This window comes from Burkholderia sp. ABCPW 11 (assembly GCF_001523445.1).
In the GTDB taxonomy this organism is placed as follows: Bacteria; Pseudomonadota; Gammaproteobacteria; order Burkholderiales; family Burkholderiaceae; genus Burkholderia.
Genome location: NZ_LOVM01000032.1, coordinates 142,553 through 168,309, shown reverse-complemented (window position 1 = coordinate 168,309; position 25,757 = coordinate 142,553). Strand labels below are relative to the sequence as shown.

The 25,757-nt window shown below is 67.7% G+C and carries 27 protein-coding genes and 1 other RNA gene; 16 read left to right on the top strand and 12 right to left on the bottom strand.

Features of this window, described 5'->3' with window-relative positions:
• Window positions 1-11: 11 nt before the first annotated feature.
• Window positions 12-1,151 (bottom strand): Re/Si-specific NAD(P)(+) transhydrogenase subunit alpha, encoded by a 1,140-nt coding sequence (locus WS61_RS13970; protein ID WP_059501005.1) that lies wholly within the window; start codon window positions 1,149-1,151, stop codon window positions 12-14.
• Window positions 1,152-1,455: 304 nt separating this feature from the next.
• Here WS61_RS13970 and WS61_RS13965 point away from each other — a divergent pair, with 304 nt between their 5' ends.
• The 3 genes from WS61_RS13965 to WS61_RS13955 all read left to right on the top strand — a co-directional run bounded on the left by WS61_RS13965 (window position 1,456) and on the right by WS61_RS13955 (window position 4,892).
• A complete protein-coding gene (locus tag WS61_RS13965) occupies window positions 1,456-1,965 on the top strand; it encodes an NUDIX hydrolase (protein ID WP_059501004.1) in 510 nt (169 codons plus the stop codon).
• On the top strand, window positions 1,962-3,152 hold the full coding sequence (mnmA, locus tag WS61_RS13960) for a tRNA 2-thiouridine(34) synthase MnmA (protein ID WP_059501003.1): 1,191 nt from the start codon (window positions 1,962-1,964) through the stop codon (window positions 3,150-3,152). The genes WS61_RS13965 and mnmA overlap by 4 nt, the downstream gene beginning before the upstream one ends.
• Before the next feature lie 120 nt (window positions 3,153-3,272).
• Window positions 3,273-4,892: an FMN-binding glutamate synthase family protein gene (locus tag WS61_RS13955; protein WP_059501002.1), complete on the top strand. Its 1,620-nt coding sequence runs from the start codon at window positions 3,273-3,275 to the stop codon at window positions 4,890-4,892.
• Window positions 4,893-4,998: 106 nt separating this feature from the next.
• On the opposite strand, the gene WS61_RS13950 is transcribed toward WS61_RS13955, so the two are convergent.
• Complete coding sequence (locus WS61_RS13950) at window positions 4,999-5,613, bottom strand: glutathione S-transferase family protein (RefSeq protein WP_027783574.1); 615 nt, start codon at window positions 5,611-5,613, stop codon at window positions 4,999-5,001.
• Between the two features lie 184 nt (window positions 5,614-5,797).
• On the opposite strand from WS61_RS13950, the gene WS61_RS13945 reads away from it, so the two are divergent.
• The 10 genes from WS61_RS13945 (at window position 5,798) to WS61_RS13900 (ending at window position 16,383) form a co-directional block, all read left to right on the top strand.
• The gene (locus WS61_RS13945; RefSeq protein WP_059501001.1) at window positions 5,798-7,195 is read left to right on the top strand and encodes an aminopeptidase P N-terminal domain-containing protein; all 1,398 of its coding nucleotides are present in this window, start codon (window positions 5,798-5,800) and stop codon (window positions 7,193-7,195) included.
• A gap of 74 nt (window positions 7,196-7,269) precedes the next feature.
• On the top strand, window positions 7,270-8,457 hold the full coding sequence (locus WS61_RS13940) for a UbiH/UbiF/VisC/COQ6 family ubiquinone biosynthesis hydroxylase (RefSeq protein WP_059501000.1): 1,188 nt from the start codon (window positions 7,270-7,272) through the stop codon (window positions 8,455-8,457).
• A gap of 128 nt (window positions 8,458-8,585) precedes the next feature.
• Window positions 8,586-9,653 (top strand): tRNA dihydrouridine synthase DusB, encoded by a 1,068-nt coding sequence (dusB, locus tag WS61_RS13935; RefSeq protein WP_034206429.1) that lies wholly within the window; start codon window positions 8,586-8,588, stop codon window positions 9,651-9,653.
• On the top strand, window positions 9,650-9,883 hold the full coding sequence (locus tag WS61_RS13930) for a Fis family transcriptional regulator (protein WP_006476892.1): 234 nt from the start codon (window positions 9,650-9,652) through the stop codon (window positions 9,881-9,883). Before dusB ends, WS61_RS13930 begins: the two co-directional genes overlap by 4 nt.
• Window positions 9,884-9,927: 44 nt before the next feature.
• Window positions 9,928-11,493 carry a bifunctional phosphoribosylaminoimidazolecarboxamide formyltransferase/IMP cyclohydrolase gene (purH, locus tag WS61_RS13925; RefSeq protein ID WP_059500999.1) on the top strand — a complete coding sequence of 522 codons (1,566 nt, stop codon included), beginning with the start codon at window positions 9,928-9,930 and terminating at the stop codon, window positions 11,491-11,493.
• Between the two features lie 154 nt (window positions 11,494-11,647).
• Window positions 11,648-12,190: a crossover junction endodeoxyribonuclease RuvC gene (gene ruvC / locus WS61_RS13920; RefSeq protein ID WP_006476894.1), complete on the top strand. Its 543-nt coding sequence runs from the start codon at window positions 11,648-11,650 to the stop codon at window positions 12,188-12,190.
• Window positions 12,191-12,365: 175 nt separating this feature from the next.
• Window positions 12,366-12,947 (top strand): Holliday junction branch migration protein RuvA, encoded by a 582-nt coding sequence (gene ruvA, locus WS61_RS13915; protein WP_021162490.1) that lies wholly within the window; start codon window positions 12,366-12,368, stop codon window positions 12,945-12,947.
• 108 nt (window positions 12,948-13,055) lie between these two features.
• Window positions 13,056-14,129: a Holliday junction branch migration DNA helicase RuvB gene (ruvB, locus tag WS61_RS13910; protein ID WP_059500998.1), complete on the top strand. Its 1,074-nt coding sequence runs from the start codon at window positions 13,056-13,058 to the stop codon at window positions 14,127-14,129.
• A gap of 23 nt (window positions 14,130-14,152) precedes the next feature.
• Window positions 14,153-15,106, top strand: coding sequence for an oxygenase MpaB family protein (locus WS61_RS13905; RefSeq protein WP_059500997.1), 954 nt, complete (start codon window positions 14,153-14,155; stop codon window positions 15,104-15,106).
• Window positions 15,107-15,258: 152 nt separating this feature from the next.
• The gene (locus WS61_RS13900; RefSeq protein ID WP_059501114.1) at window positions 15,259-16,383 is read left to right on the top strand and encodes a ParB/Srx family N-terminal domain-containing protein; all 1,125 of its coding nucleotides are present in this window, start codon (window positions 15,259-15,261) and stop codon (window positions 16,381-16,383) included.
• Window positions 16,384-16,444: 61 nt separating this feature from the next.
• On the opposite strand, the gene WS61_RS13895 is transcribed toward WS61_RS13900, so the two are convergent.
• From WS61_RS13895 to tyrS, 3 genes are read right to left on the bottom strand one after another with little or no spacing between them, the layout of a single operon-like run.
• On the bottom strand, window positions 16,445-17,107 hold the full coding sequence (locus WS61_RS13895) for a histidine phosphatase family protein (RefSeq protein ID WP_059500996.1): 663 nt from the start codon (window positions 17,105-17,107) through the stop codon (window positions 16,445-16,447).
• Window positions 17,108-17,130: 23 nt separating this feature from the next.
• Window positions 17,131-17,589 carry a D-aminoacyl-tRNA deacylase gene (gene dtd, locus WS61_RS13890; protein WP_059500995.1) on the bottom strand — a complete coding sequence of 153 codons (459 nt, stop codon included), beginning with the start codon at window positions 17,587-17,589 and terminating at the stop codon, window positions 17,131-17,133.
• Window positions 17,586-18,827, bottom strand: a complete 1,242-nt coding sequence (gene tyrS, locus WS61_RS13885) for a tyrosine--tRNA ligase (RefSeq protein WP_059500994.1) — start codon at window positions 18,825-18,827, stop codon at window positions 17,586-17,588. Before tyrS ends, dtd begins: the two co-directional genes overlap by 4 nt.
• Before the next feature lie 142 nt (window positions 18,828-18,969).
• Here tyrS and WS61_RS13880 point away from each other — a divergent pair, with 142 nt between their 5' ends.
• Window positions 18,970-20,118, top strand: a complete 1,149-nt coding sequence (locus WS61_RS13880; protein WP_059500993.1) for an anhydro-N-acetylmuramic acid kinase — start codon at window positions 18,970-18,972, stop codon at window positions 20,116-20,118.
• A 107-nt stretch (window positions 20,119-20,225) separates the two neighbouring features.
• On the opposite strand, the gene erpA is transcribed toward WS61_RS13880, so the two are convergent.
• The 4 genes from erpA to rplM are packed head-to-tail and all read right to left on the bottom strand — an operon-like array spanning window position 20,226 to window position 21,647.
• Window positions 20,226-20,597, bottom strand: coding sequence for an iron-sulfur cluster insertion protein ErpA (erpA, locus tag WS61_RS13875; RefSeq protein WP_006759918.1), 372 nt, complete (start codon window positions 20,595-20,597; stop codon window positions 20,226-20,228).
• 19 nt (window positions 20,598-20,616) lie between these two features.
• A complete protein-coding gene (locus WS61_RS35195) occupies window positions 20,617-20,805 on the bottom strand; it encodes a hypothetical protein (protein WP_179949372.1) in 189 nt (62 codons plus the stop codon).
• 9 nt (window positions 20,806-20,814) lie between these two features.
• Window positions 20,815-21,207, bottom strand: coding sequence for a 30S ribosomal protein S9 (gene rpsI, locus WS61_RS13870; RefSeq protein ID WP_006476904.1), 393 nt, complete (start codon window positions 21,205-21,207; stop codon window positions 20,815-20,817).
• An 11-nt stretch (window positions 21,208-21,218) separates the two neighbouring features.
• On the bottom strand, window positions 21,219-21,647 hold the full coding sequence (gene rplM, locus WS61_RS13865) for a 50S ribosomal protein L13 (RefSeq protein ID WP_009687896.1): 429 nt from the start codon (window positions 21,645-21,647) through the stop codon (window positions 21,219-21,221).
• A 311-nt stretch (window positions 21,648-21,958) separates the two neighbouring features.
• Between rplM and WS61_RS13860 the strand changes: the two genes are divergently transcribed.
• Window positions 21,959-22,264, top strand: coding sequence for a DUF1090 family protein (locus WS61_RS13860; RefSeq protein ID WP_059500992.1), 306 nt, complete (start codon window positions 21,959-21,961; stop codon window positions 22,262-22,264).
• A gap of 410 nt (window positions 22,265-22,674) precedes the next feature.
• On the top strand, window positions 22,675-23,139 hold the full coding sequence (locus tag WS61_RS13855) for an OsmC family protein (protein WP_074801272.1): 465 nt from the start codon (window positions 22,675-22,677) through the stop codon (window positions 23,137-23,139).
• A gap of 68 nt (window positions 23,140-23,207) precedes the next feature.
• On the opposite strand, the gene rnpB is transcribed toward WS61_RS13855, so the two are convergent.
• The 3 genes from rnpB to pyrC form a co-directional block, all read right to left on the bottom strand.
• Window positions 23,208-23,619: RNase P RNA component class A (rnpB, locus tag WS61_RS13850), an RNA gene on the bottom strand.
• A 12-nt stretch (window positions 23,620-23,631) separates the two neighbouring features.
• Entirely contained in the window at window positions 23,632-24,510 is an 879-nt protein-coding gene (locus WS61_RS13845) for a DUF3025 domain-containing protein (RefSeq protein WP_059500991.1), read from the bottom strand.
• Window positions 24,507-25,571 (bottom strand): dihydroorotase, encoded by a 1,065-nt coding sequence (pyrC, locus tag WS61_RS13840; protein ID WP_059500990.1) that lies wholly within the window; start codon window positions 25,569-25,571, stop codon window positions 24,507-24,509. Before pyrC ends, WS61_RS13845 begins: the two co-directional genes overlap by 4 nt.
• Between the last annotated feature and the right edge of the window lie 186 nt (window positions 25,572-25,757).

Here is a 25,757-nt window from a genome sequence, read left to right as displayed (position 1 = left end):
GGTCTCCTCCGTTATTTGCGCGTGACTTCACCGTCGCGGCACAGCAGCGTCGCGGCGACGATGTCGTCGGTCAGGTCGACGTTCAGCGTGCCTTCCTTCGTGACGATCAGCTTCGTGAAGTCGAGCAGGTTGCGCGCGTACAGCGCCGATGCGTCCGACGCGACCATCGACGCGAGATTCGTGTAGCCGGCGATCGTCACGCCGTTGTGCACGATCACCTGATCGGCGACGGTCAGCGGGCAGTTGCCGCCCCTGCGGCCGTCGATTTCCGGGCCGCGGCCGGCCGCGAGATCGACGAGCACCGAGCCGGGCTTCATCGCCTGCGCGGTGTCGACCGAGATCAGCGTCGGCGCCGGGCGCCCGGGAATCAGTGCGGTGGTGATCACGATGTCGGCCTGCCTCGCACGCTCGTGCACGAGCGCGGCCTGGCGGCCGAGCCACGATGCCGGCATCGGGCGCGCATAGCCGCCCACACCCTGCGCGGCTTCGCGCTCTTCGTCGGTTTCGAACGGGACGTCGAGGAATTTCGCGCCGAGCGACTCGATCTGCTCCTTCACGGCCGGCCGCACGTCGGACGCCTCGATCACCGCGCCCAGCCGCTTTGCGGTCGCGATCGCCTGCAGGCCCGCGACGCCGGCGCCGAGAATCAGCACGCGCGCCGCCTTCACGGTGCCTGCGGCCGTCATCAGCATCGGCATGAAGCGCGGATACAGCGACGCGGCCACCAGCACGGCCTTGTAGCCGGCGATGTTCGCCTGCGACGACAGTACGTCGAGACTCTGCGCACGCGTCGTGCGCGGCGCGGCCTCGAGCGCGAAACCGGTCACGCCGGCCGCGGCGAGTTTCGCCGCCTGCTCGCCGTTGAACGGCTCGAGCATGCCGATCAGCACGGTGCCGCGCTTGAGCAACGGCAGTTCGGCATCGGTGGGCGCCTGGACCTTCAGGACGAGATCGGCGTCAAACGCGGCCGACTGGTCGGTCAATTCGGCGCCGACGGCCGCATAGGCTTCGTCGGGATAGCTGGCTGCGCTGCCGGCCCCTTTCGCGATACTGACGCGATGGCCGGCCGCCGCGTATTTCTTCACGGTTTCCGGCGTCGCAGCCACACGCGCCTCGTTGGCCCGCGTTTCAGCAGGCACTCCAATATGCATCGTCAGTCCCTCCAGTCATTGTCAGTATTTCTTTTCTTGCGATCTTTTACTGCACAACGAGCCGGACAGGCTGACATACCGGCTCACGAGCAACGGCTTTCACGCTGCACTTTAACCGAAAGCGATGGTCGCGCCAGCACTTTCCGCACGATCGTGCTCGAATGCGACAGGCGCTTGACCCGCGCCGCCACGCAGCGTCGTCACGCAGCGTCGTCACGCAGCGCCGGGACGGACGATCCGAGAGGGTCGGATCGTCTGACGAACGGCCGGCAACGTTCGGGCGCAACCGGTAAAATGCCGAACCATGAAACCCGAAATCTGGACCCCGCATGTGACGGTCGCCGCGCTCGTCGAGCGCGCCGGCCGCTTTCTCGTGATCGAGGAAGAAACCTCGACGGGCCTGCGCATCAACCAGCCGGCCGGTCATCTCGAAGCCGGCGAAACGCTGGCCGATGCCGTGATCCGCGAAACGCTCGAGGAAACCGCGCACCCGTTCACGCCCGACGCGCTCGTCGGCGTCTATCTCGCGCACTACGATCGCCCCGGCAGCGCCGGCGCGACCTACCTGCGCTTCACGTTCTGCGGCACCGCCGGCGAACCGGTCGCGGGCCATGTGCTCGACGACGGCATCGTCCGCACGCTGTGGATGACGGCCGACGAACTGCGTGCCTGCAGCGAGCGCCATCGTTCGCCCGCGGTGATGCGCTGCGTCGACGACTATCTCGCCGGGCGGCGCATTCCGCTCGATTTCGTGCACACGCATTCGGTCGCCCCGCGCCCCGAGGCATTCGAACGTCAGGCGGTCGGCAAATGAGCAAGCGCCGTGTAGTGGTGGGCATGTCGGGCGGCGTCGATTCGTCGGTGACCGCGTGGCTGCTGAAGGAACAAGGCTACGACGTGGTCGGCCTGTTCATGAAGAACTGGGAAGACGACGACGACGGCGAGTACTGCTCGACGCGCCAGGACTGGATCGACGTCGTGTCCGTGGCCGACCTGATCGGCATCGACGTGGAAGCCGTCAACTTCGCCGCCGAATACAAGGACCGCGTGTTCGCCGAGTTCCTGCGCGAATACTCGGCCGGCCGCACGCCGAACCCCGACGTGCTGTGCAACGCCGAGATCAAGTTCAAGGCGTTCCTCGACCACGCGATGTCGCTCGACGCGGAAATGATCGCGACCGGCCACTATGCGCGCGTGCGCGAGCGCGACGGGCGTTTCGAACTGCTGAAGGCCTTCGATCATACGAAAGACCAGTCGTACTTCCTGCACCGGCTGAACCAGGCGCAACTGTCGAAGACGATGTTCCCGCTCGGCGAGATCCCGAAGACGAAGGTGCGCGAGATCGCCGCGCAGATCGGGCTGCCGAATGCGAAGAAGAAGGATTCGACCGGCATCTGCTTCATCGGCGAACGGCCGTTCCGCGATTTCCTGAACCGCTATCTTCCGACGAAACCCGGCCCGATGAAGACGCCCGACGGCAAGGTGGTCGGCGAGCACATCGGCCTCGCGTTCTATACGTTCGGCCAACGCAAGGGCATCGGCCTCGGCGGCAGCAAGAGCGGCAGCGGCGAGCCATGGTACGTCGCCGCGAAGGACATCGCGACGAACACGCTGTACGTCGTGCAGGGTCACGATCATCCGTGGCTGCTGTCGCGCGAGCTCGTCGCCGGCAACGTGAGCTGGGTCGCCGGCGAGCCCCCGGCGGACGGCTTCGCGTGCGGCGCGAAGACGCGCTACCGGCAGGCCGACGCGGCGTGCACGTTCGGCCGGGCCGCGGATGGCCGGGCCGCGACAGGCGCCGCGGCAGCCGGCCCGGCAGGCGAAGCGCGCTTCTCGCTCGCGTTCGACGACGCGCAGTGGGCCGTCACGCCCGGCCAGTCGGCCGTGCTGTACGACGGCGAGATCTGCCTCGGCGGCGGCATCATCGAGTTCGCGGCCACCGGCCAACCCGGCCAGGCTGCACCGGCGGGCCACGCGCCGGCGCTCGCCGAAGCACGCTGACATCCATTCGGTTTAGACTTGCGGCACGCCGCGCCCGGCGGAACACGATTCCGCCGCGGCCGGCGCGCCGCCTTCGCAGCGTACGCATGGCGGTATTTCAAGATTCTTATGGAGTCCCCCATGCTTTCACGCCGCTACCTCGCGATGTGGTGTGCCGTGCTGCTGCTCGTCGCAGCGGCCGCGCTCGCGTCGGCCCACGTTCTTTCCTGGCTGTGGATCGTCGTCCCCATCGCCCTCGTCGCGCTCGGCCTGTACGACCTGAAGCAGGACCGCCACGCGATCCTCCGGAATTACCCGCTCTGGGGCCACTTCCGCTTCCTGTTCGAATTCATCCGACCTGAAATCCGCCAGTACTTCGTCGAGGACGACACCGACGAAAAGCCGTTCTCGCGCGCGCAGCGCAGCCTCGTCTACCAGCGCGCGAAGAACGTCGCGGACAATCGTCCGTACGGGACCGAGCTGAACGTGAAGGCCGTCGCGCACGAATGGATCAGCCATTCGCTCGCGCCGACGAAGCTGCCGAGCCACGACTTCCGCATCCGCGTCGGCGCGAATCGCGCGCAACCGTACGACATTTCGATCTTCAACATCTCGGCGATGAGCTTCGGCTCGCTGTCCGCGAACGCGATCCGCTCGCTGAACCTCGGCGCGAAGAAAGGCGGCTTCGCGCACGACACCGGCGAAGGCTCGCTGTCGAAGTACCACCGCGAGCACGGCGGCGACATCATCTGGGAAATCGCGTCCGGCTACTTCGGCTGCCGCAACGAAGACGGCACGTTCAACCCCGACAAGTTCGCGAAGCAGGCCGCCGATCCGCAGGTCAAGATGATCGAGGTGAAGCTGTCGCAGGGCGCGAAGCCCGGTCACGGCGGCGTGCTGCCGGCCGCGAAGATCACGCCGGAAATCGCCGAAACGCGCGGCGTGCCGATGGGCAAGGACTGCATCTCGCCCGCGACGCACTCGGAATTCTCGACGCCGCGCGGGCTGCTCGAATTCGTCGAGCGGCTGCGCACGCTGTCCGGCGGCAAGCCGACCGGTTTCAAGCTGTGCATCGGTCACCCGTGGGAATTCTTCGGCATTGCGAAAGCGATGATCGAGACGGGCATCGTGCCCGACTTCATCGTCGTCGACGGCGCGGAAGGCGGCACGGGCGCGGCGCCGCTCGAATTCACCGACCACGTCGGCGTGCCGCTGCAGGAAGGGCTGCTGCTCGTGCACAACACGCTCGTCGGGATCGGCGTGCGCGACCGCGTGAAGCTCGGCGCGAGCGGCAAGATCATCACCGCGTTCGACATCGCACGCACGCTCGCGATCGGCGCGGACTGGGTGAACTCGGCGCGCGGCTTCATGTTCGCGGTCGGCTGCATCCAGGCGCAGCACTGCCACACCGACCGCTGCCCGACCGGCGTCGCGACGCAGGACCCGGTGCGCCAGCGCGCGCTCGTCGTGCCCGACAAGGCCGAGCGCGTGTACAACTTCCACCGCAATACGCTGCATGCGCTGCAGGAACTCGTGCAGGCGGCCGGCCTCGCGCATCCGTCCGAGCTGCGCGCGCATCACATCGTGCAGCGGGTCGCGCCGCACGAGGTGCGACTGATGTCGCAACTGCTGAAGTACCTGAAACCCGGTGCGCTGCTCGACGGCCAGACCTGCGGCTTGTCCCTGTACGACAAGTGGTGGCCGATCGCGCGCAGCGATTCGTTCTCGCTCGGCGAAGCCGTGTACGCATCGATCGAGTGACGCGCGCGGCCGCCCCGTGCTAGCGGCGGCCGGCGCGGCAAAAAGAAAAGCGCCCCGCGGGGCGCTTTTCTTTCGTCTGCCGAATGCGTGAAGGCCGGGCCGCGGCTCAGTTCTGCGGCAGCGTATCGGCGAACGACTGTCGCTGCTGCAGCTTCACGAAATGCTTGTCGAGGTTCGGGTGGCGATCGCGCCAGTCGAGCTCGGGCATCCGGAAATCGAGATAGCCGAGCGCGCAGCCGAGTGCGATGTCGGCGAGCGTGTAATGATTGCCGACGCACCACGTCTTGCCGCCGAGACCCTGCGACATCGCGACGAGCGCGTCGTCGATCTTGCGTTGCTGGCGCGCGATCCAGCTCGCGCTGCGCTGCCCTTCTTCCCGCAGCGTGTGTTCGAGACGGATCGCGACCGCCGCGTCGAGCACGCCGTCGCCCAGTGCTTCCCAGCAGCGCACTTCGACGCGTTCGCGGCCCGACGGCGGAATCAGCTTGCCGACCGGCGACAGCGTATCGACGTATTCGCAGATCACGCGGGAATCGAACACCGCGGCGCCATCCTCCATCACGAGGCACGGGACCTTGCCGAGCGGATTCGATGCATGAATATCCGTCTCCGGCGCCCACACGTTCTCGAGCTCCAGCTTGTAGTCGATCTTCTTTTCAGCAAGCACGATCCGCGCCTTTCGGACGTACGGGCTGCTGAGCGAACCGATTAATTTCATCATCTGCCTTTTCAAGGGAACCGCCGAGAGTATACGTTGTCGCCGATCATAACCGGCACGCGCGGCCGGGTAGAAAATCGCCCGTCCGGCCTGTGGATGGTTTGCAACAGCTGCCGTGCGGGCCTTGGCCGGAGCGGCTTGCGGCCCCACTCTCACGCACCGCGTCGCGCGGCGCTACAATCGCACGATGAATGCGCCCCTCGATACCGCCATCGCCGTCGACGTCTACCGCCAGCGCCGCGAACGCGTGCTTGCCGCACTGCGTGCCGCGGGCGGCGGCGTCGCCATCGTCCCCACCGCGCCGGAAATGCTGCGCAACCGCGATACGGCCTACCCGTATCGGTTCGACAGCTATTTCCATTACCTGACGGGCTTCACCGAGCCGGATGCCGTGCTCGTGCTGAACGCGGCCGCGCCGCACGGGGCGCCGGAATCGATCCTGTTCTGCCGCGGCAAGAACGTCGACCGCGAGATCTGGGAAGGCTTTCACTACGGTCCCGACGCCGCACGCGACGCGTTCGGCTTCGATGCGGCATTCGCGGTCGACGTGATCGACACCGAAATGCCGCGCCTGCTCGCCGATGCGGGCACCGTGCACTACCGGTTCGGCGCATCGGCCGACTTCGAGCGCCAGCTCGCAGGCTGGATCGACGCGGTGCGCGCGCAGGCACGCACGGGCGTCGCCGCGCCGGACGCGCTGCTCGACCTCACGCCGCTGCTCGACGACATGCGGCTCGTGAAGGACGAACACGAACTCGCGATCATGATGCGCGCCGCGCACATCTCCGCGCTCGCGCACCGCCGGGCGATGCAGGTGTGCCGCCCCGGCATCCGCGAATACGAGCTCGAGGCCGAGCTGCTGTACCTGTTCCGCAAGCACGGCGCGCAGGCGCCCGCGTACGGTTCGATCGTCGCGGCCGGCGCGAATGCGTGCGTGCTGCACTATCCGGCCGGCAACGCGGCCGCGCGAGACGGCGACCTGATCCTGATCGACGCCGCCTGCGAACTCGACGGCTATGCGTCGGACATCACGCGCACGTTCCCGGCAAACGGCCGCTTCTCGCCCGCGCAGCACACGCTGTACGACATCGTGCTCGCCGCGCAGCAGGCCGCGATCGACGCGACGCGCGCGGGCGTGCCGTTCGAGGCGCCGCACGACGCGGCCGTGCGCGTGCTCGCGCAGGGGCTGCTCGACACCGGGATCATCCCGAAAACGCGCTTCTCGAACGTCGACGACGCGATCGCCGAGCGCGCGTACACGCGCTTCTACATGCATCGCACCGGCCACTGGCTCGGGATGGACGTGCACGACTGCGGCGACTATCGCGAACGGCTCGCCGCGCGCGACGCCAACGGCGCGCTGCCGTGGCGCACGCTGAAAGCCGGCATGACGCTCACCGTCGAGCCCGGCCTGTACGTGCGCGCGGCCGACGACGTGCCGCCCGAATACTGGAACATCGGCATCCGCATCGAGGACGACGCGATCGTGCGCGAGCACGGCTGCGAACTGATCACGCGCGACGTGCCGGTCGCGGCCGACGAGATCGAGGCGCTGATGCGCGAGGGCGCCGCGCACGGCGCGTGAGCGGCCGCGTGCCGCCTGCGACTGCCTAGACCGCTTGAACCGCTTCGACTGCCAACACCGTTTCACGAACCCTGATGACGACCGCTTCCCCCTCCGCCGCGCCGGATTACGACCTCGCCATCGTCGGCGCGGGCCCCGTCGGGCTCGCGCTCGCCGGCTGGCTCGCGCGCCGCAGCGCGACGCAGCATGCATCGATCGCGCTGATCGACGCGCGCGACCCGGCCGCGAGCGCGAACGATCCGCGCGCGATCGCCGTGTCGCACGGCAGCCGCGTGCTGCTCGACACGCTCGCGTGGCCCGCCGACGCCACGCCGATCGAACATATCCACGTGTCGCAGCGCGGCCATTTCGGCCGCACGCTGATCGATCGCGACGAGCACGCCCTCGCCGCGCTCGGCTACGTGGTGCGCTACGGCTCGATCGTGCAGGCGCTCGCGAATGCGGTGCGCGGCACGCGCGTCGACTGGCTCACGTCGACCACCGCGCGCGCGCCGCAGCAGGACGCCGACGGCGTCGCGCTGACGCTCGACGGCCCGCAAGGCGAGCGCACGCTGCGCGCGCGTATCGTCGTCAATGCCGAAGGCGGGCTGTTCCACGAACAGCAGGCCGATACGGCCAAGCATCGCCGCGACTACGGACAGACCGCGCTCGTCGGCACGGTCACGGTATCGGCGCCGCGCCCGAACGTCGCGTGGGAACGCTTCACGCACGAGGGCCCGCTCGCGCTGCTGCCGCTCGGCGGGCCGCATCAGGCCGATTACTCGCTCGTCTGGTGCTGTACGCCCGACGAAGCGGCGCGACGTGCCGCACTGCCCGACGATGCGTTCCTGCGCGAGCTCGGCAGCGTGTTCGGCGAACGCATGGGCGAATTCGTCGCGATCGCCGGGCGCGCGTCCTTCCCGCTCGGCCTGAACGCCGCGCAGACGCTCGTCAGCGGTCGCGTCGCGATCGTCGGCAATGCCGCGCAAACGCTGCACCCGGTTGCAGGCCAGGGGCTCAACCTCGGGCTGCGCGATGCGCACACGCTCGCCGACACGCTGTCCGCACAAGGCTTCGAAGCGACCGCGCTCGCGACCTTCAACGCGCGCCGCGCGCTCGACCGGCGCTTCACGATCGGCGCGACCGACACGCTGGCGCGCCTGTTTACGGTCGACTCGGGCCCGCTTCCGCTGCTGCGCGGCGCCGCGCTCACCGCGCTCGAGTTCGTGCCGCCGCTCAAGAAGGCGATCGCGCGCCAGATGATGTTCGGCCAGCGTAGCTGACGCGCGGCACACCGCACAGCGCCTCCAGCAAACCGGGTCAAATCGGCGGGGCATGGGAATACGGTAAAATGCCCGCTTTCCGTCTTCCCTTCCCCCTGCCCGCGCTTGCCGCGGGCGGCGCCATTGCGATGCCCGTTATCGGCTCTCACGTATTGCGTAACAACCTGTTCGTCGCCCCGATGGCCGGGGTGACGGATCGTCCGTTCCGCCAGCTGTGCAAACGGCTGGGGGCCGGTTATGCCGTGTCCGAGATGGTCGCGTCCAACGCGCAGCTGTGGAAAAGCGCGAAGACGATGCGGCGCGCGAACCACGAAGGCGAAGTCGAACCAATCGCGGTGCAGATCGCCGGCGCCGATCCGGCGATGATGGCCGAAGCGGCCCGCTACAACGTCGACAACGGCGCGCAGATCATCGACATCAACATGGGCTGCCCGGCGAAGAAGGTCTGCAACGTCGCGGCCGGCTCCGCGCTGCTACAGAACGAGCCGCTCGTGCAGCGGATCGTCGAGGCCGTCGTCGCGGCGGTCGGCACGGGGCCCGATGCGGTGCCCGTCACGCTGAAGATCCGCACCGGCTGGGACCGCGAGCACAAGAACGCGATCACGGTCGCGCGCCTGGCCGAAGCGGCCGGCATCTCGATGCTCACCGTGCATGGCCGCACGCGCGCCGATCTGTATCGCGGCGATGCCGAGTACGACACCATCGCGGCCGTGAAGGCGGCCGTGCGGATTCCGGTCGTCGCGAACGGCGACATCACGTCGCCGGCGAAAGCGAAGGCCGTGCTCGACGCAACCGGCGCCGACGCGCTGATGATCGGTCGCGCCGCGCAAGGCCGGCCGTGGCTGTTCCGCGAAATCGATCATTTCCTGCAAACCGGCGAGCTGCTGCCCCCGCCGCGGATCGACGAGATCCAGCACGTGATGAACGAACACCTGGAAGACCACTACGCTTTCTATGGCGAATTCACCGGCGTCCGTACTGCGCGCAAGCACATCGGCTGGTACACTCGCGGCCTTTCCGGTGCCAACGGGTTCCGGCACCGAATGAACACGCTCGATTCCACCCGCGAGCAGCTCGCCGCCGTCAATGCATTCTTCGAGGCGCAAAAGGCGCTGTCGGACCACCTCGTCTACGTCGACGACGAAGCGGAAAACAGCCAGGGCGAGTCGGACGACCATAACCAGTTAGCAGCATGAGCAAGCACAACATCGAACAATGTGTCCGCGAGAGCCTGGACGTGTATTTCCGGGATCTAGACGGCTCCAATCCGCACGACGTCTATGAAATGGTGATGTCCTGCGTCGAAAAGCCGATGCTCGAGGTCGTGCTCGTACAGGCCGGCGGCAACCAGTCGCTCGCCGCGGAGTACCTCGGCATCAATCGCAATACGCTGCGCAAGAAGCTGCAGCAGCACGGCCTGCTGTAGGCGGCCGTCCCGTCCCCGTTTCCCTGGCTATTGGTGGTTCCATCATGATCAAGCAAGCGCTCATTTCCGTTTCCGACAAGACCGGCATCGTCGACTTCGCGAAGTCGCTGTCCGACCTCGGCGTCAAGCTGCTGTCGACGGGCGGCACCGCGAAACTCCTCGCCGACGCCGGCCTGCCCGTGACCGAAGTGGCCGATTACACGGGCTTCCCGGAAATGCTCGATGGGCGCGTGAAGACGCTGCACCCGAAGGTGCACGGCGGCATCCTCGCCCGCCGCGACCTGCCCGAGCACATGCAGGCGCTCGAACAGCACGGCATCCCGACGATCGACCTGCTCGTCGTGAACCTGTATCCGTTCGTCGCGACGATCGCGAAGGACGACTGCACGCTCGCCGACGCGATCGAGAACATCGACATCGGCGGCCCGACGATGCTGCGCTCGGCCGCGAAGAACCACCGCGACGTGACGGTCGTCGTCGACCCGGCCGACTACGCGGTCGTGCTCGACGAAATGAAGGCGAACGGCAACACGATCGGCTACCCGACCAACTTCCGTCTCGCGACGAAGGTGTTCGCGCACACCGCGCAATACGACGGCGCGATCACGAACTACTTGACGAGCCTGACCGACGAGCTGCAACACGCCTCGCGCAGCGCGTACCCGGCCACGCTGAACATGGCGTTCGACAAGGTGCAGGACCTGCGCTACGGCGAGAACCCGCACCAGAGCGCGGCGTTCTACCGCGACCTCGCGGCGCCGGCCGGCGCGCTGGCGAACTACCGCCAGCTGCAGGGCAAGGAACTGTCGTACAACAACATCGCGGATTCGGACGCCGCGTGGGAATGCGTGAAGACGTTCGACGCGCCGGCCTGCGTGATCATCAAGCATGCGAACCCGTGCGGCGTCGCGGTCGGCAACGATTCGGCCGACGCGTACGCGAAGGCATTCCAGACCGACCCGACGTCGGCATTCGGCGGCATCATCGCGTTCAACCGCGAAGTCGACGAGGCGGCCGCGCAGGCGGTGGCGAAGCAGTTCGTCGAAGTGCTGATCGCGCCGTCGTTCAGCGACGCCGCGAAGCAGGTGTTCGCCGCGAAGCAGAACGTGCGCCTGCTGGAGATCGCGCTTGGCGACGGCCACAACGCATTCGACCTGAAGCGCGTGGGCGGCGGCCTGCTCGTGCAGTCGCTCGACGCGAAGAACGTGCAGCCGAGCGAGCTGCGCGTCGTCACGAAGCGCCAGCCGAGCGCGAAGGAAATGGACGACCTGCTGTTCGCATGGCGCGTCGCGAAGTACGTGAAATCGAACGCGATCGTGTTCTGCGGCAACGGCATGACGCTCGGCGTCGGCGCCGGCCAGATGAGCCGCGTCGATTCCGCGCGCATCGCGAGCATCAAGGCGCAGAACGCGGGCCTGACGCTCGCCGGCTCGGCCGTCGCGTCGGATGCGTTCTTCCCGTTCCGCGACGGCCTCGACGTCGTCGTGGCGGCCGGCGCGACTTGCGTGATCCAGCCGGGCGGCTCGATGCGCGACGACGAAGTGATCGCGGCAGCCGACGAGCACGGCATCGCGATGATCCTGACGGGCGTGCGCCACTTCCGTCACTGATCGCAGCATGCGGCCCGCGCGGCCGCTGCACGAGAACCCGGCGGCATCCCCTCCGCCGGGTTTTTTATTGCGCGGCGCCTTTGCGCCCGCCCGGGCGGCCGGCTTGCCGCACCGTTCGTTGTAGTATCGCTGCATCACGCCATTCTCCTCACTCATGCGAATTCTCGGCATCGACCCCGGCCTGCGCGTCACCGGCTTCGGCGTCATCGACGTCAGCGGCCACCGGCTCGCCTATGTCACGAGCGGCGTGATCCGCACGCCGACGGCCGACCTGGCCACCCGCCTCGGCACGATCTTCCAGGGCGTCTCGACGATCGTGCGCGAACACGCGCCCGACCAGGCCGCGATCGAAAAGGTGTTCGTCAACGTGAACCCGCAGTCGACGCTGCTGCTCGGCCAGGCGCGTGGCGCCGCGATCTGCGGCCTCGTCGCGGGCGGGCTGCCGGTCGCCGAATACACCGCGCTGCAGCTCAAGCAGGCCGTGGTCGGCTACGGCCGCGCGACCAAGACGCAGATGCAGGAAATGGTCACGCGGCTGCTCAACCTGTCCGGCCAGCCGGGCTCCGACGCAGCCGACGCGCTCGGCATGGCGATCTGCCACGCACACGGCGGCAACACGCTCAGCACGCTGGGCGGCCTCGCGCCGGCGCTCGCGCAGAAAGGGCTGCGCGTGCGGCGCGGCAGGCTGGTCGGCTGACGCCGCCCGCGCACCGCGGCCCGGCACACCGGCTCGACCGCGTTGGCGGCTTGACCGTCCTACCCGCGCCCGACATGCCCGCGACGCGCGCCGCTTCGGGCTGACGGACGCGCCCCATCGGCATTGCGCCGCGCGTGCGCTACACTCGCGCTTTCTTCCTCGCATCCCGTCCTCCATGATCGGTCGCATCGCCGGCATCCTGCTCGAAAAGAACCCGCCTCATCTGCTCGTCGACTGCAACGGTGTCGGCTACGAAATCGACGTGCCGATGAGCACCTTCTACAACCTGCCGCAAACGGGCGAGCGCGTCGTGCTGCTCACGCAGCAGATCGTTCGCGAGGACGCCCACCTGCTGTACGGTTTCCTGACGCCGCAGGAGCGCACGACCTTCCGCGAGCTGCTGAAGATCACCGGCATCGGCGCGCGCATGGCGCTCGCCGTGCTGTCCGGCATGAGCGTGCAGGAACTCGCGCAAGCGGTGACGATGCAGGACGCCGCCCGCCTCACGCGCCTGCCCGGCATCGGCAAGAAGACCGCCGAGCGCCTGCTGCTCGAACTGAAGGGCAAGCTCGGCGCCGACCTCGGCGCGCTCGCCGGGGCCGCGTCGCCGTCCGACCACGCGACCGATATCCTCAACGCACTGCTGGCGCTCGGCTACTCCGAGAAGGAAGGCCTTGCCGCGATCAAGAACGTGCCGGCCGGCACCGGCGTGTCCGAAGGCATCAAGCTCGCGCTGAAGGCGCTGTCGAAGGCGTAACGCGCGGTCGATCCGGCCGTCGAAGCCAGTGTCGCGCCGCCGCGCGGCGCTCGCCAGTCGGCCGTTCGGCCAGGTGGTCCGCGCGTCGTCGCGCGGTACAATGACCGCATGATTGAAACCGACAAACTCGCCACCGAGCAGCGGATCATCGCCGCCACGCCTGCCTCGTCGCACGAGGAGGTGTTCGAACGTGCATTGCGGCCGCGCCAGCTCGACGACTACGTCGGCCAGGAAAAGGTGCGCGGCCAGCTCGAGATCTTCATCGAAGCCGCGAAGCGCCGCTCCGAGCCGCTCGATCACGTGCTGCTGTTCGGGCCGCCGGGGCTCGGCAAGACGACGCTCGCGCACATCATTGCGCGCGAGATGGGCGTGAACCTGCGCCAGACGTCGGGCCCCGTGCTCGAGCGCGCGGGCGATCTCGCCGCGCTGCTGACGAACCTCGAAGCGAACGACGTGCTGTTCATCGACGAGATCCACCGGCTGTCGCCGGTCGTCGAGGAAATCCTGTATCCGGCGCTCGAGGATTACCAGATCGACATCATGATCGGCGAAGGGCCGGCGGCGCGCAGCGTGAAGCTCGACCTGCAGCCGTTCACGCTGGTCGGCGCGACCACCCGCGCGGGGATGCTGACCAACCCGCTGCGCGATCGTTTCGGGATCGTCGCGCGCCTCGAGTTCTACGACGCCGATCAACTGTCGCGCATCGTGCGGCGCTCGGCGTCGCTGCTGAATGCGCAGATCGACCCGAACGGCGCGCTGGAAATCGCGAAGCGCGCGCGCGGCACGCCCCGGATCGCGAACCGTCTGCTGCGCCGCGTGCGCGACTTCGCGGAAGTGAAGGCCGACGGCCAGATCACCGCGGCCGTTGCCGATGCCGCGCTCGCGATGCTCGACGTCGATCCCGTCGGCTTCGACCTGATGGACCGCAAGCTGCTCGAAGCGATCCTGTACAAGTTCGACGGCGGCCCGGTGGGGATCGACAATCTCGCGGCCGCGATCGGCGAGGAGCGCGACACGATCGAGGACGTGCTCGAACCGTACCTGATCCAGCAGGGCTTCCTGCAGCGCACGCCGCGCGGCCGCGTCGCGACGCTGCTCACGTATCGCCACTTCGGGCTGTCGGTACCCGATGCGCGCCGCATCACCGAGCACGACGCGTGGGATACCCCCGACGGGAAGTAATCCGTCGCCGCGCCGCACCCGCCATGACGACGCCGCCCAGCCGCCACCCCACCGCACCCGTGCCGGGCCCACGCTGGGCCGAGCCGATCCGCAAGCGGCTCGTGGCCGGTATCACGCACCTGACGGCCGGCGGCGGCGGCCCGTCGATCGATCTCTCCTCACCGCCCGGAGACCCGGGGCTGTTCGGCCCCGACGCCGTCTGCTGGCGCGTGCATGCCGATTTCACGTCGATGATGACGGGCGGCATCGCCGCGCTGCTGTTGCAGGCGCTCCACCCGCTCGCGCTCGCGGGCGTCTGGGATCATTCGTCGTTCCGCACCGACATCTTCGGCCGCTTGCGGCGCACCGCCACGTTCATCACGGGTACGACGTTCGGCAGCCGCGCGGACGCGCTCACGCTGATCGAGCGCGTGAAAACGATCCACACGCGCATATCAGGTACCGCGCCCGACGGCCGGCCGTACCGCGCCGACGATCCGGCGTTGCTCACCTGGGTGCATGTCGCGGAAGTGTCGAGCTTCCTCGCCGCGCATCTGCGTTACGTGAATCCCGCGCTGCCGGGCGAACTGCAGGACCGCTATTACGCGGAGACGGCGCTGATTGCCGAGCTGCTCGGCGCCCGCGAGATTCCGCGTTCGCGCGCCGAGGTGGCCGCTTATCTCGCGCGCATGCTGCCCGAACTCGACGCCGGGCCGCGTACCTTCGAGGTCATGTCCATCCTGCTGAACGTGCCGGTCGCGAAGCCCACGCTGCGGCCTGCCGCGTCGCTGGTGATGCATGCCGGGATCGACCTGTTGCCGCCGTGGGCGCAGCGCATGCTCGGCGTGTCGACGTTCGCGCCGTTACGGCGTGCGGTGGTTCGACCCGGCATACGCGCCATCGCGCCCGTGCTGCGCTGGGCGCTCGTGAACGGCGCGTCGAAGCGTGCGCGCCGCCGCGCGACGGCCGCTCCGTCCGACGGCACTCCGCCTGCCTGACGATCTGCTTCTTCCGATCATTTCAATTTACTGTCAAATAGCTGTGACAAGCTGACGGGCTTGCACCCACGCATGGTCGCACCTCGTGCTCGTCACGCGTGTCCGTGACCCGTGCGGTGTCCCGCCCACCCGACCGACGCCCGATGCCCGCGATGCCACGCCTGCCGATCCGTTTCGCCCTTGCCGCCAGCCTGTCCACCGTCTTCGCCCTCGCCGCGTGCGGAGGCGACGATGTCGCCGCCGTCGCGCGTACGAACGCGCAGCCGCCGTCCGGCGGCACGACGACGCCGGCTCCCACGCCGCCCGCCACCACCACGCCGCAGCCGGGCAAATGGAAGGCTGCCCGCGTCGGCGACCTGATCGACGTCACGCTCGGCGACCTCCATCCGACGCAGGGTGCGATCGGCTACGACCAGATTTACTACAAGCTCGGCCGCTACGAACTGCAGCCCGACAAGAAATTCGACGACTTCTGCGCGGACGAAGGCCTCGGCGGCGTCGCATCGAGCGGCTACACGGCCAAATCGTCGCTGCGCGAGCCGGCGAGCTACACGTGCGCGACGACCGACGCGAACGCCCGCGACCGCTCGGTGCTGAACCCCGTCGTGATCGGCCCCAACGGCGACACGCTGTACCTGACCGACGGCCATCATGGGCTGTCGACCTATTACGAAACGCCCGACGGCGGCCCGGCGCTGCACGTGCACGTCGTCGTCAAGGACAACCTCGCCGATTATTCGGGCGACGCGTTCTGGCAGCAGATGCAGAGCCGCGGCTATCTGCGCCTGAAGAACGGCGAAGGCCAGCCGATCACGACCGCGCAGTTGCCGACCGGCCTCGGCCTGACGCTCGGCATGACGAACGACCGCTACCGCTCGCTCGTCTATTTCACGCGCGACATCGGCTACAGCAAACCCGCACAAGCGACCGACTACCTCGAGTTCTACTGGGCCGACTGGTTGCGCGCGCAGCCGGGCACGTTCGCGCTGGCCGGCTACGACCTGACGCGGCCCGGCACGACCGATCCCGATCCGGCGAAGGCCGACACGGGCTACCTGAATGCGGTCTGGAATACGTCGACGCGGATGGTCGCGGCCACGGACCCCGTGATCGACGGCAAGACGGGCGCCGACCTCGGGCGCGCCGATGCGATCAACGGCGGGAAGAAATACAGCAAGGGGGAATTCGACAAGCTGCGCCAGCCGATCACGGCCGACAAACCCGGCAAGATCGCGTACGCACTCGACTACAAGACGCGCCACGGGCTGCCGCAGTAAGCGTCACGCGCGAAGCAAGGCAACGGAACCCCGGGCCGGCCATGCCGGACGGGGGGCATGCTCAGAGCACCTTGCGGTATCCGTCGTCGTCGCTCGCGGCTTCGAGATGCGACACGTCGGCCCACCGCACGACCTGCGCGCGGCCATCCACGTAGTCGACGACGTTGATGCTGGTGTTGAGCAACTGATAGGTACGCGGCGCCGACAACTCGATCCCGTTCGCGAAGCGATACACGCAATCGAGCACGCCGCCGTGCGCGACGCACGCGATCCGGCCGCCCGGATGCGCAGCGACGATCGGTTCGAGCGCATGCAGCACGCGGTGATAGAACTCGCGCTGCGACTCGCCGCCTTCCGGCGCGAAGCCCGGATCGCGTGTCTGCCAGGCCGCATACGCGTCCGGAAACAACGCTTCGATCTCGGTGCTGTCGTGCCCCTGGAATGCGCCGTACGAACGTTCGCGCAACCCTTCGCGCAGCAGCAGCGGCAGCCCGAGCGCATCGGCGAACGGCTGTGCGGTCTGTTGCGCGCGCATCAGGTCGCTCGAATACACCGCGTCGATCCGCGCGCCGTCGCGCGCCTCGCGCCCGAGCCGGGCCGCCAGCCGCTGCGCCTGCGCGAGCCCCGTGTCGGCCAGCGGGATGTCGATATGCCCCTGGATGCGCTTGATGCGGTTCCAGGCCGTCTCGCCATGGCGGATGAAAAGAATCTGCGTGGTGGCCATCGCGGCGCGCCTCCGGGGAAGAATCAGGGCCGCATTTGCAGCCAGAACGTCACGGGGCCGTCGTTGACGAGCGACACCTGCATGTCGGCGCCGAACTCGCCCGTCTCGACGACGGGATGGCGCGCCCGCGCGGCCGCGACGAAATAGTCGAACAGCCGCGCGCCTTCGTCGGGCGGCGCGGCCGGCGTGAAGCTCGGTCGCAGCCCGCTGTTGGTATCGGCCGCGAGCGTGAACTGCGACACGAGCAGCAGGCCGCCTGCACGGCCTTCGCCGTCGATGTTCGACACCGGCAGGTTCATCTTGCCCGCCGCGTCGCTGAACACGCGATAGCCGAGCAGCTTCGCGAGCAGCTTGTCGGCCGCGGCCTCGGTATCGCCGCGCTCCGCACAGACGAGCGCGAGCAGGCCCGCGCCGATCTCGCCCGTCGTGCGCTCGCCGACGCGTACGTCGGCGCGCTTCACGCGCTGGATCAGCGCGATCATGCGGTCAGCGTGACGCGCGCGAAGCGGCGCTTGCCGACCTGCACGACGAACTCGCCGGCCTCGACCTTCAGGCCCTTGTCGGACACGGTCGCGCCGTCGATCTTCACGCCGCCCTGCTCGATGTTGCGCAGCGCTTCGCTCGTCGACGGCACGAGGCCGGCCTGCTTCAGCAACTGACCGATCGCCAGCGGCGCGCCGGCCAGCGTGACCGACGGAATGTCGTCCGGCACGCCGCCCTTCGCGCGGTGGTTGAAGTCCTCGAGTGCGCGCTCGGCGTCGGCCTGCGAGTGAAAGCGCGCGACGATTTCCTGCGCGAGCAGTACCTTGAAGTCGCGCGGGTTGCGGCCGCCTTCGGCGTCGCGCTTGAAGCCGGCGATTTCTTCCATGCTGCGGAACGACAGCAGTTCGAAGTAACGCCACATCAGCGTGTCCGAGATGCTCATCAGCTTGCCGAACATGTCGGTCGGCTTCTCGCTGATGCCGACGTAGTTGCCCTTCGACTTCGACATCTTCTCGACGCCGTCGAGGCCTTCGAGCAGCGGCATCGTCAGGATGCACTGCTGTTCCTGGCCGTACTGCTTCTGCAGTTCGCGGCCGACCAGCAGGTTGAATTTCTGGTCGGTGCCGCCGAGTTCGAGATCGGCGTTCAGCGCGACCGAATCGTAGCCCTGCATCAGCGGGTACAGGAATTCGTGGATCGAGATCGGCACGCCGCCCTGGAAGCGCTTCGTGAAATCCTCGCGCTCGAGGATCCGCGCGACCGTGTAGCGCGACGCGAGCTTGATCATCCCGTCCGCGCCGAGCGGCATCGACCATTCGCTGTTGTAGCGGATCTCGGTCTTGTCGCGATCGAGCACGAGCGCGGCCTGCTCGAAGTAGGTCTTCGCGTTCGATTCGATCTGCTCGCGCGTGAGCGGCGGGCGCGTCGCGTTGCGGCCCGACGGATCGCCGATCAGCGACGTGAAATCGCCGATCAGGAAGATCACCGTGTGGCCGAGGTCCTGCAGCTGGCGCATCTTGTTCAGCACGACCGTATGGCCGATGTGGATGTCCGGCGCGGTCGGGTCGAGGCCGAGCTTGATGCGCAGCGGCGTGCCCGTGGCTGCGCTGCGCGCGAGCTTCTGCGCGAACTCTTCCTCGATCAGCAGCTCGTCGACGCCGCGCTTCGTGACGGCGAGCGCATGCCGGACTTCGTCGGTGATCGGGAAAACGGGCTTGGAACTGGGTTCGGTGCTCATCGGTGCCGGGAAGAATGTCGCAAAAACAGGGATTTTCCCATAACTTGCGCGCGCATCGCTTAACGACGCGTCAGGTTGCGCGGATAATCGGGCGCAAGGCGCGCGGCACCGGCCCGCGCCGCACGATCCAGGAGAACCCAACGTGCCGCAACGACCGCCGCAGAATGCCCATTCGGCAGACGGCATCTACTTCGGGCTGATGTCGGGAACCAGCATGGACGGCGTCGACGGCGTCGCCGTGCGTTTCGAGGCCGGCCGCGCGCCGGCCGTGCTCGCGGAAGCGTTCGTCGGCTTCGCGCAATCGCTGCGCGACGCGCTGTTCGCGCTGCAGCAGCCCGGCGACAACGAGATCGACCGCGAATCGCTCGCGGCGAATGCGCTCGTCACGCGCTATGCGGTGTGCTGCCATGAATTGCAGCGTACGGCCGGGCTGTCGCGCGACGAGATCCGCGCGATCGGCGTGCACGGCCAGACGGTGCGCCATCGCCCCGAGCGCGGCTATACGCGCCAGCTCAACAATCCGGCGCTGCTCGCCGAGCTGACCCAGATCGACGTGATCGCCGATTTCCGCAGCCGCGATGTGGCCGCGGGCGGCCACGGCGCGCCGCTCGCACCTGCCTTCCATGCGACGGTGTTCGGCGCGCCGGGCGAAACGCGCGTCGTCTGCAATCTCGGCGGGATCAGCAACATCACGATCCTGCCCGACGCGGGCGGCGACGTGCGCGGCTTCGACTGCGGCCCCGCGAATGCGCTGATCGATGCGTGGGCGACCCGCCATCTGGGCAAGCCGTACGACGACGGCGGGAGGTTCGCCGCACGCGGCAGCGTACGCGCGCCGCTGCTCGACGCGTTGCTCGACGAACCGTATTTCACCGCGCCGCCGCCGAAAAGCACCGGACGCGACCTGTTCAATCCCGCATGGCTCGATGCGAAGCTCGCCGCGTTCCCGCAGGTTGCGCCGGAGGATGTGCAGGCGACGCTCACCGCGCTCACCGCGGTGTCGGTGGCGCGCGAAATCGCGCAGCACGCGCCGGGCTGCAAGGCCGTCTTCGTATGCGGCGGCGGCGCACGCAATCCGGTGCTGCTCGACGCGCTCCGGCACGCGCTACACGAGGCCGGCGTGCCGGCCACCGTCGATACGACGGCCGCGCTCGGCGTACCGCCGCAGCAGGTCGAAGCGCTCGCGTTCGCGTGGCTCGCGTACCGCTTCACCGCGCGCCAGCCCGGCAATCTCGCGAGCGTGACGGGCGCCGCCGGCGAGCGCGTGCTCGGCGCGCTTTATCCGCGCTGAAGCGATACCGTCGCGCGGCGGGCGCCGCAAGGCGAGCGCGCATGAAAAAACGGGGCATCAAGCCCCGTTTTTTCATGCCGGCGAACCGGCGCGGATCCGGCGTGCGCTCAGACCGAGAACGACGAACCGCACCCGCAGGTGGTGGTTGCGTTCGGATTCTTGATCACGAACTGGGCGCCGTTGAGGTCGTCCTTGTAGTCGATCTCGGCGCCGACCAGGTACTGGTAGCTCATCGAGTCGATCAGGAGCTGGACGCCGTTCTTGTTCATCACGGTGTCGTCCTCGTTGACTTCCTCGTCGAACGTGAAGCCATACTGGAAGCCGGAGCAGCCGCCACCCTGCACGAACACGCGCAGCTTCAGGTCGGGATTGCCCTCTTCGTCGATCAATTGCTTGACCTTGTCGGCCGCGGCGTCGGTGAAGACGAACGGCAGCGGCATATCGGTCGTCGTTGCTGCGGATTCGGTAACAGCGTTCATTCGAACTCTCCAAAAAGCTTTAGCCGCTATTGTAGGGCCGATCAGAAGATCGTGCTGAAGTCCATGAAATCAACAGGTTCTTGTCGATTTCATCAAGGGCGCCCGCGCAGGCGGGCGCCGCAGCGGCCCGGAAGCGGGCATAAAAAAACCGCCAGCGTGAAAGCTGGCGGTTTTTCCGGCGGACGCCGCCCGAAAGCGGCGAGGCCATGAAGCGAAATTAACGCTTCGAGAACTGCTTTGCGCGGCGAGCCTTGCGCAGACCGACCTTCTTACGCTCGACTTCACGCGCATCGCGCGTGACGAAGCCTGCGCTCGACAGCGACGGCTTCAGCGTCGCATCGTAGTCGATCAGTGCACGGGTGATGCCGTGGCGCACTGCACCTGCCTGACCCGTTTCGCCGCCGCCATTGACGTTCACCTTGATGTCGAACGTCTGGCCGTGGTTCGTGAGTTCCAGCGGCTGACGCACGATCATCAGCGACGTTTCGCGCGAGAAGTAGTCAGCGATGGGCTTGCCGTTGACGATGATGTCGCCCTTGCCAGCCTTGATGAAGACACGTGCGACAGCGCTCTTGCGGCGGCCCGTGCCGTAGTTCCAGTTACCGATCATGTGGGCTCCCCTTAGATCTCGAGCGCCTTCGGCTGTTGAGCCGAATGCGGATGCGTCGCTTCTGCGTAGACCTTCAGCTTCTTGATCATCGCGTAGCCGAGCGGGCCCTTCGGCAGCATGCCCTTGACCGCCTTCTCGAGCGCGCGGCCCGGGAAGCGTTCCTGCATCTTGCCGAACGTCGTTTCATAGATACCGCCCGGGTAGCCCGAGTGACGGTAGTACTTCTTGTCCAGCGTCTTGTTGCCCGTGACCTTCAACTTGCTCGCGTTGATGATGATGATGAAATCACCGGTGTCGACGTGCGGGGTGAACTCAGGCTTGTGCTTGCCGCGCAGACGGCGTGCCACTTCGCTGGCAACACGGCCGAGAACCTTATCCGTCGCGTCAATCACGTACCATTCGCGCGTCACCTCATGGGCTTTTGCGGAAAACGTCTTCATGATCGATCCAAAAAAAATGCTTTGCCCGATGTGTTCTTCCTGCTTGTCTGTGTGCGCTTCGAGGCGCGGTGCAGGCTCTCCCTGTTCTTTTTCCGTGGGCATGAATGCGGAAAAGCCCTGAATTATAAAGGAAATACGGCTGCGTGGTCAAAGAGAATCCACGTCCCGTGTTCGCGACGGCCGAAATGAGCCAAAATCCGATCGTGCCCCGACCAGCCAGGCGAACCGAGCGCCTGGGGAGGCACCCATCGACGCGGGGCACCTGACCTTGCCGCGCCCGACCGGCCGAACCCGAAAAACAACAAATCAGCATGATGAAACAACGACTTACGCCCTTCTTCGCGGCCGCCCTGCTGGCCACCGCGGCGCCCGCCGTCGCCGCCCGCTCCGGCTGCGAAGCCAAGCTCGACGCACTCGACGCGCGCATCGCCGAAGCCCGGACCGCCCATGCCGAAGACCGCATCGCGCGCCTGCGTGCGGTGCGCGAACGCGTGCGCCACTTCTGCGCGCGCGGCCACGGCCACGCGTCGGCCGCCCATGCGCCGGCGCCCGATGCCGGCACGCGCGGCACGCCGCCCGACGCGACTTCGCAGCCGGCGGCGCGACAGCCCGCGTGACGGCGGCGGCGCGTGCAAGCCGCGCGCCGATGTTTGCATGAGACGAAAAAAAGCCCGAACGGCTGGTTCGGGCTTAATCCACCTTAGGAGGAGGGTGGAGGAGACATTCGGAGGTTGCCGCAGCGCGACAACCAATGAGGTTCATTATACGAATGGCCTGCGGACTTCACAAGAAAATTTGCATGGCGAAATTACATTCCACGATATGGGATTTCGACCAGCAAACTTACGCACCCGGATTATCGTTTTAAATCAACCACATAATCGCACCAGACACGACCTGAAACCGTCCCCGCCTAGAGCAAAACCCCTAAATTAAGCAGGGAAATCGCCGCTCGCCACTCCACTCGCATGGCGCCGGCGTTGCACGTCGTGCAGCGCATCAGCCGACCGTTGCGCCGCGGGCTACAATGCCGGATCGAATCCGAATCAGGCAACGCTGGAGTGCAAGCATGGAATGCAAAGTAAGCTGGATGGGCCAGGACGGCATGGCGTTTTCCGCCGAGACCGGCAGCGGGCATCTCGTCACGATGGACGGCGCGCCCGAAGGCGGCGGCCACAATCTCGCGCCGCGTCCGATGGAAATGGTGCTGCTCGGCACCGGCGGCTGCACGGCCTATGACGTCGTGCTGATCCTGAAGAAGAGCCGCCAGGAAGTGAGCGGCTGCTCGGTCACGCTGAAGGCCGAGCGCGCGAGCGAAGATCCGAAGGTGTTCACGAAGGTGCACTTCCACTTCACGGTCACTGGCCGCAATCTGAATCCGGCCACGGTCGAGCGCGCGATCAACCTGTCGCACGACAAGTACTGCTCCGCGTCGATCATGATCGCGAAGACGGCCGAACTCACGCATTCGTTCGACATCGTCGCCGCCTGAGCGCACGGCGAACGCATGAAAAAAGGGCCGGCGCTCCGCTGGGAGACGCCGGCCCTTTCGTATTCGAACGGCAAAGCAGGCCGATAAGCCGGATTCTGTGCACGCCGCGCGCCGAAGCGCGCCGCGCGTGGCAGCCATTCCTCTAGGCGCGCCATTGCTGACGCGCTCAAGCTTCCTACCCGCAGACGAGACGGGGGCCCCGTCCTGCATCCGAAAATGCGCGCCTGCCTACTTGGAATTGCTCCGGGTGGAGGTTACCGTGCCGGCGAACGTCGCCGTCGCCGCGGTGCGCTCTTACCGCACCGTTTCACCCTTACCTGATCCCGGCTTGCGCCGGGCCATCGGCGGTTTGCTTTCTGTTGCCCTGTTCCGCGTGTCGCCACGGATGGCCGTTAGCCATCACCCTGCCCTGTGGAGTCCGGACTTTCCTCGCCCCCGCGCGCCCGAAGGCGGCGAGGCCGCGACTGCCTAGCCTGCTTTGCGACGCGCATTCTAGCACTGCGCGCCGCCGTCGGCAGCGCGCGAGCGGCGGCCGCTGCGAAACACGGCCGAATCGTCGTAGAACGCGGCGTCGGCGTTCGCCACGCACCAGCCCGGCACGCCGAGCACCGGCAGCGGCGCGAAATCGCGGGTCGTCAGCGCGCGCGTCGCGAGTTCGGCGGCGATCCGCGCATCGACATGCGCGCTCCGTTGCGCGTCGGGCCATGAAAAATAGTCGGCGCTCACTTCGACGATCCACGCGTGCGCGGTGCAGGACTTGTACGGTACAACGAGCTGTTCGAGCAGCGCATGGCCGACCAGCCGCGCTTCGCAGCGCGTACCCCACGCATCGCGCGCGGTCACCAGCAGCCGCTGCCAGTCGAAGCCGCGCAGCGCGTCGGCGAGCGCGCAGTCGGCCGTGACGAACAGCGCCGCATTCTCGTCGAACAGCGTCAGCGCATCGCGCAACGTGCCACGCACGGGGCCGACCCCGCCCGCCGCATCGATCGCGGCGGCCTGACGCGCATTCAGCACGGCCTTGGTGCGCGGGTACGCGAGCCAGACGAGCGCATTGAAGAAGTCGTGGAGATTGTGGCGGGTCGGCACGCGGCCGGTGGCCGCAATATGGGTCTCGTACGCGATGCCGGGCGGCAGCTCGGCCTGCGGCACGAACCGCAGCGGCCTGCCGCGACCGGTGACGCGACCGCCGCCGCGCAACGCGCCGTTCAACGCATCGAGCAGCGCGGCCTCGCCCGCACGGGCGGCCGCCTGCCACGCGCGACCCGGCTCCGCGTAAGGCGCGAGCCACGGCGCGGACCAGTCGATCCGCGCGAACTCCGCCGCCGCGAGACCGGCCGCAGGGCCGGGTTCACGCGGCGGCGCGCCGGTCACGCGAGTTTCCAGCCGATCGTCTCGCCGCCACGCAGTGGCACGACCGGCGTATCGCCCGCGAAGATCTCGCGCGGCAGTTCCCACGCCTCGCGACGCAGCGTGACCGTCTCGGCGCTGCGCGGCAGCCCGTAGAAATCCGCGCCGAAGAAGCTCGCGAACCCTTCCAGCTTGTCGAGCGCGCCGGCCGTGTCGAATGCTTCCGCGTACAGTTCGAGCGCGTGCAGCGCCGTGTAGCAGCCCGCGCAGCCGCACGCGGTTTCCTTCGCGCCGCGCGCATGCGGCGCGCTGTCGGTGCCGAGGAAGAAGCGCGGGTTGCCCGACGTCGCGGCCTCGACCAGTGCCACGCGATGCGTCTCGCGCTTCAGCACCGGCAAGCAGTAGTAATGCGGGCGAATCCCGCCGACGAACAGTGCGTTGCGGTTGTACAGCAAGTGATGCGCGGTGATCGTCGCGCCGAGCAAACCGGGCGCCGCGTCGGCATCGCGCACGTAGTCGGCCGCGTCCTTCGTCGTGATGTGCTCGAACACGACCTTCAGGCCCGGGAAATCGCGGCGCAGCGGCGTCATTACGCGATCGATGAACACCTTCTCGCGATCGAACAGGTCGATCGACGCATCGGTCACCTCGCCGTGCACGAGCAGCGGCATGCCGGTTTCCTGCATCGCCTCGAGCGTCTTCGCGCATTTCGCGAGATCGGTGACGCCGTGGTCGGAGTTCGTCGTCGCGCCCGCCGGGTACAGCTTCACGCCGTGCACGAAGCCGCTCTCTCGCGCGCGGCGGATTTCGTCGGGCGGCGTGTTGTCGGTCAGGTACAGCGTCATCAGCGGTTCGAACGTCAGCCCGGCCGGCAGCGCGGCGAGGATGCGCTCGCGATAGGCCTGCGCCTGCGCGGTGGTCGTGACCGGCGGCTTCAGGTTCGGCATGACGATGGCGCGGCCGAACTGACGGGCGGTGTGCGGCAGCACGGCGGCGAGCATGTCGCCGTCTCGCAGGTGCAGGTGCCAGTCGTCGGGACGGGCGAGCGAAAGCGTCGCCGGGGAAGAAGCGTTCGAGGCAGTCATAGGAGGCGTCGTGAGGAACGGGCTTGCCATCGGCGGGGCCGGAACGCGCGTGCGCGGGCCGACTGACGGCAAACCGCAACACGGGGCCTTTGGCCAGCGGAATCCGCTTTTTACCGCTCAGGGCTCGGTGATATGCTAGAAACCGCATTGTACCGGGGTTCGCCCGGTTCGTTACCCCGCTTCAGC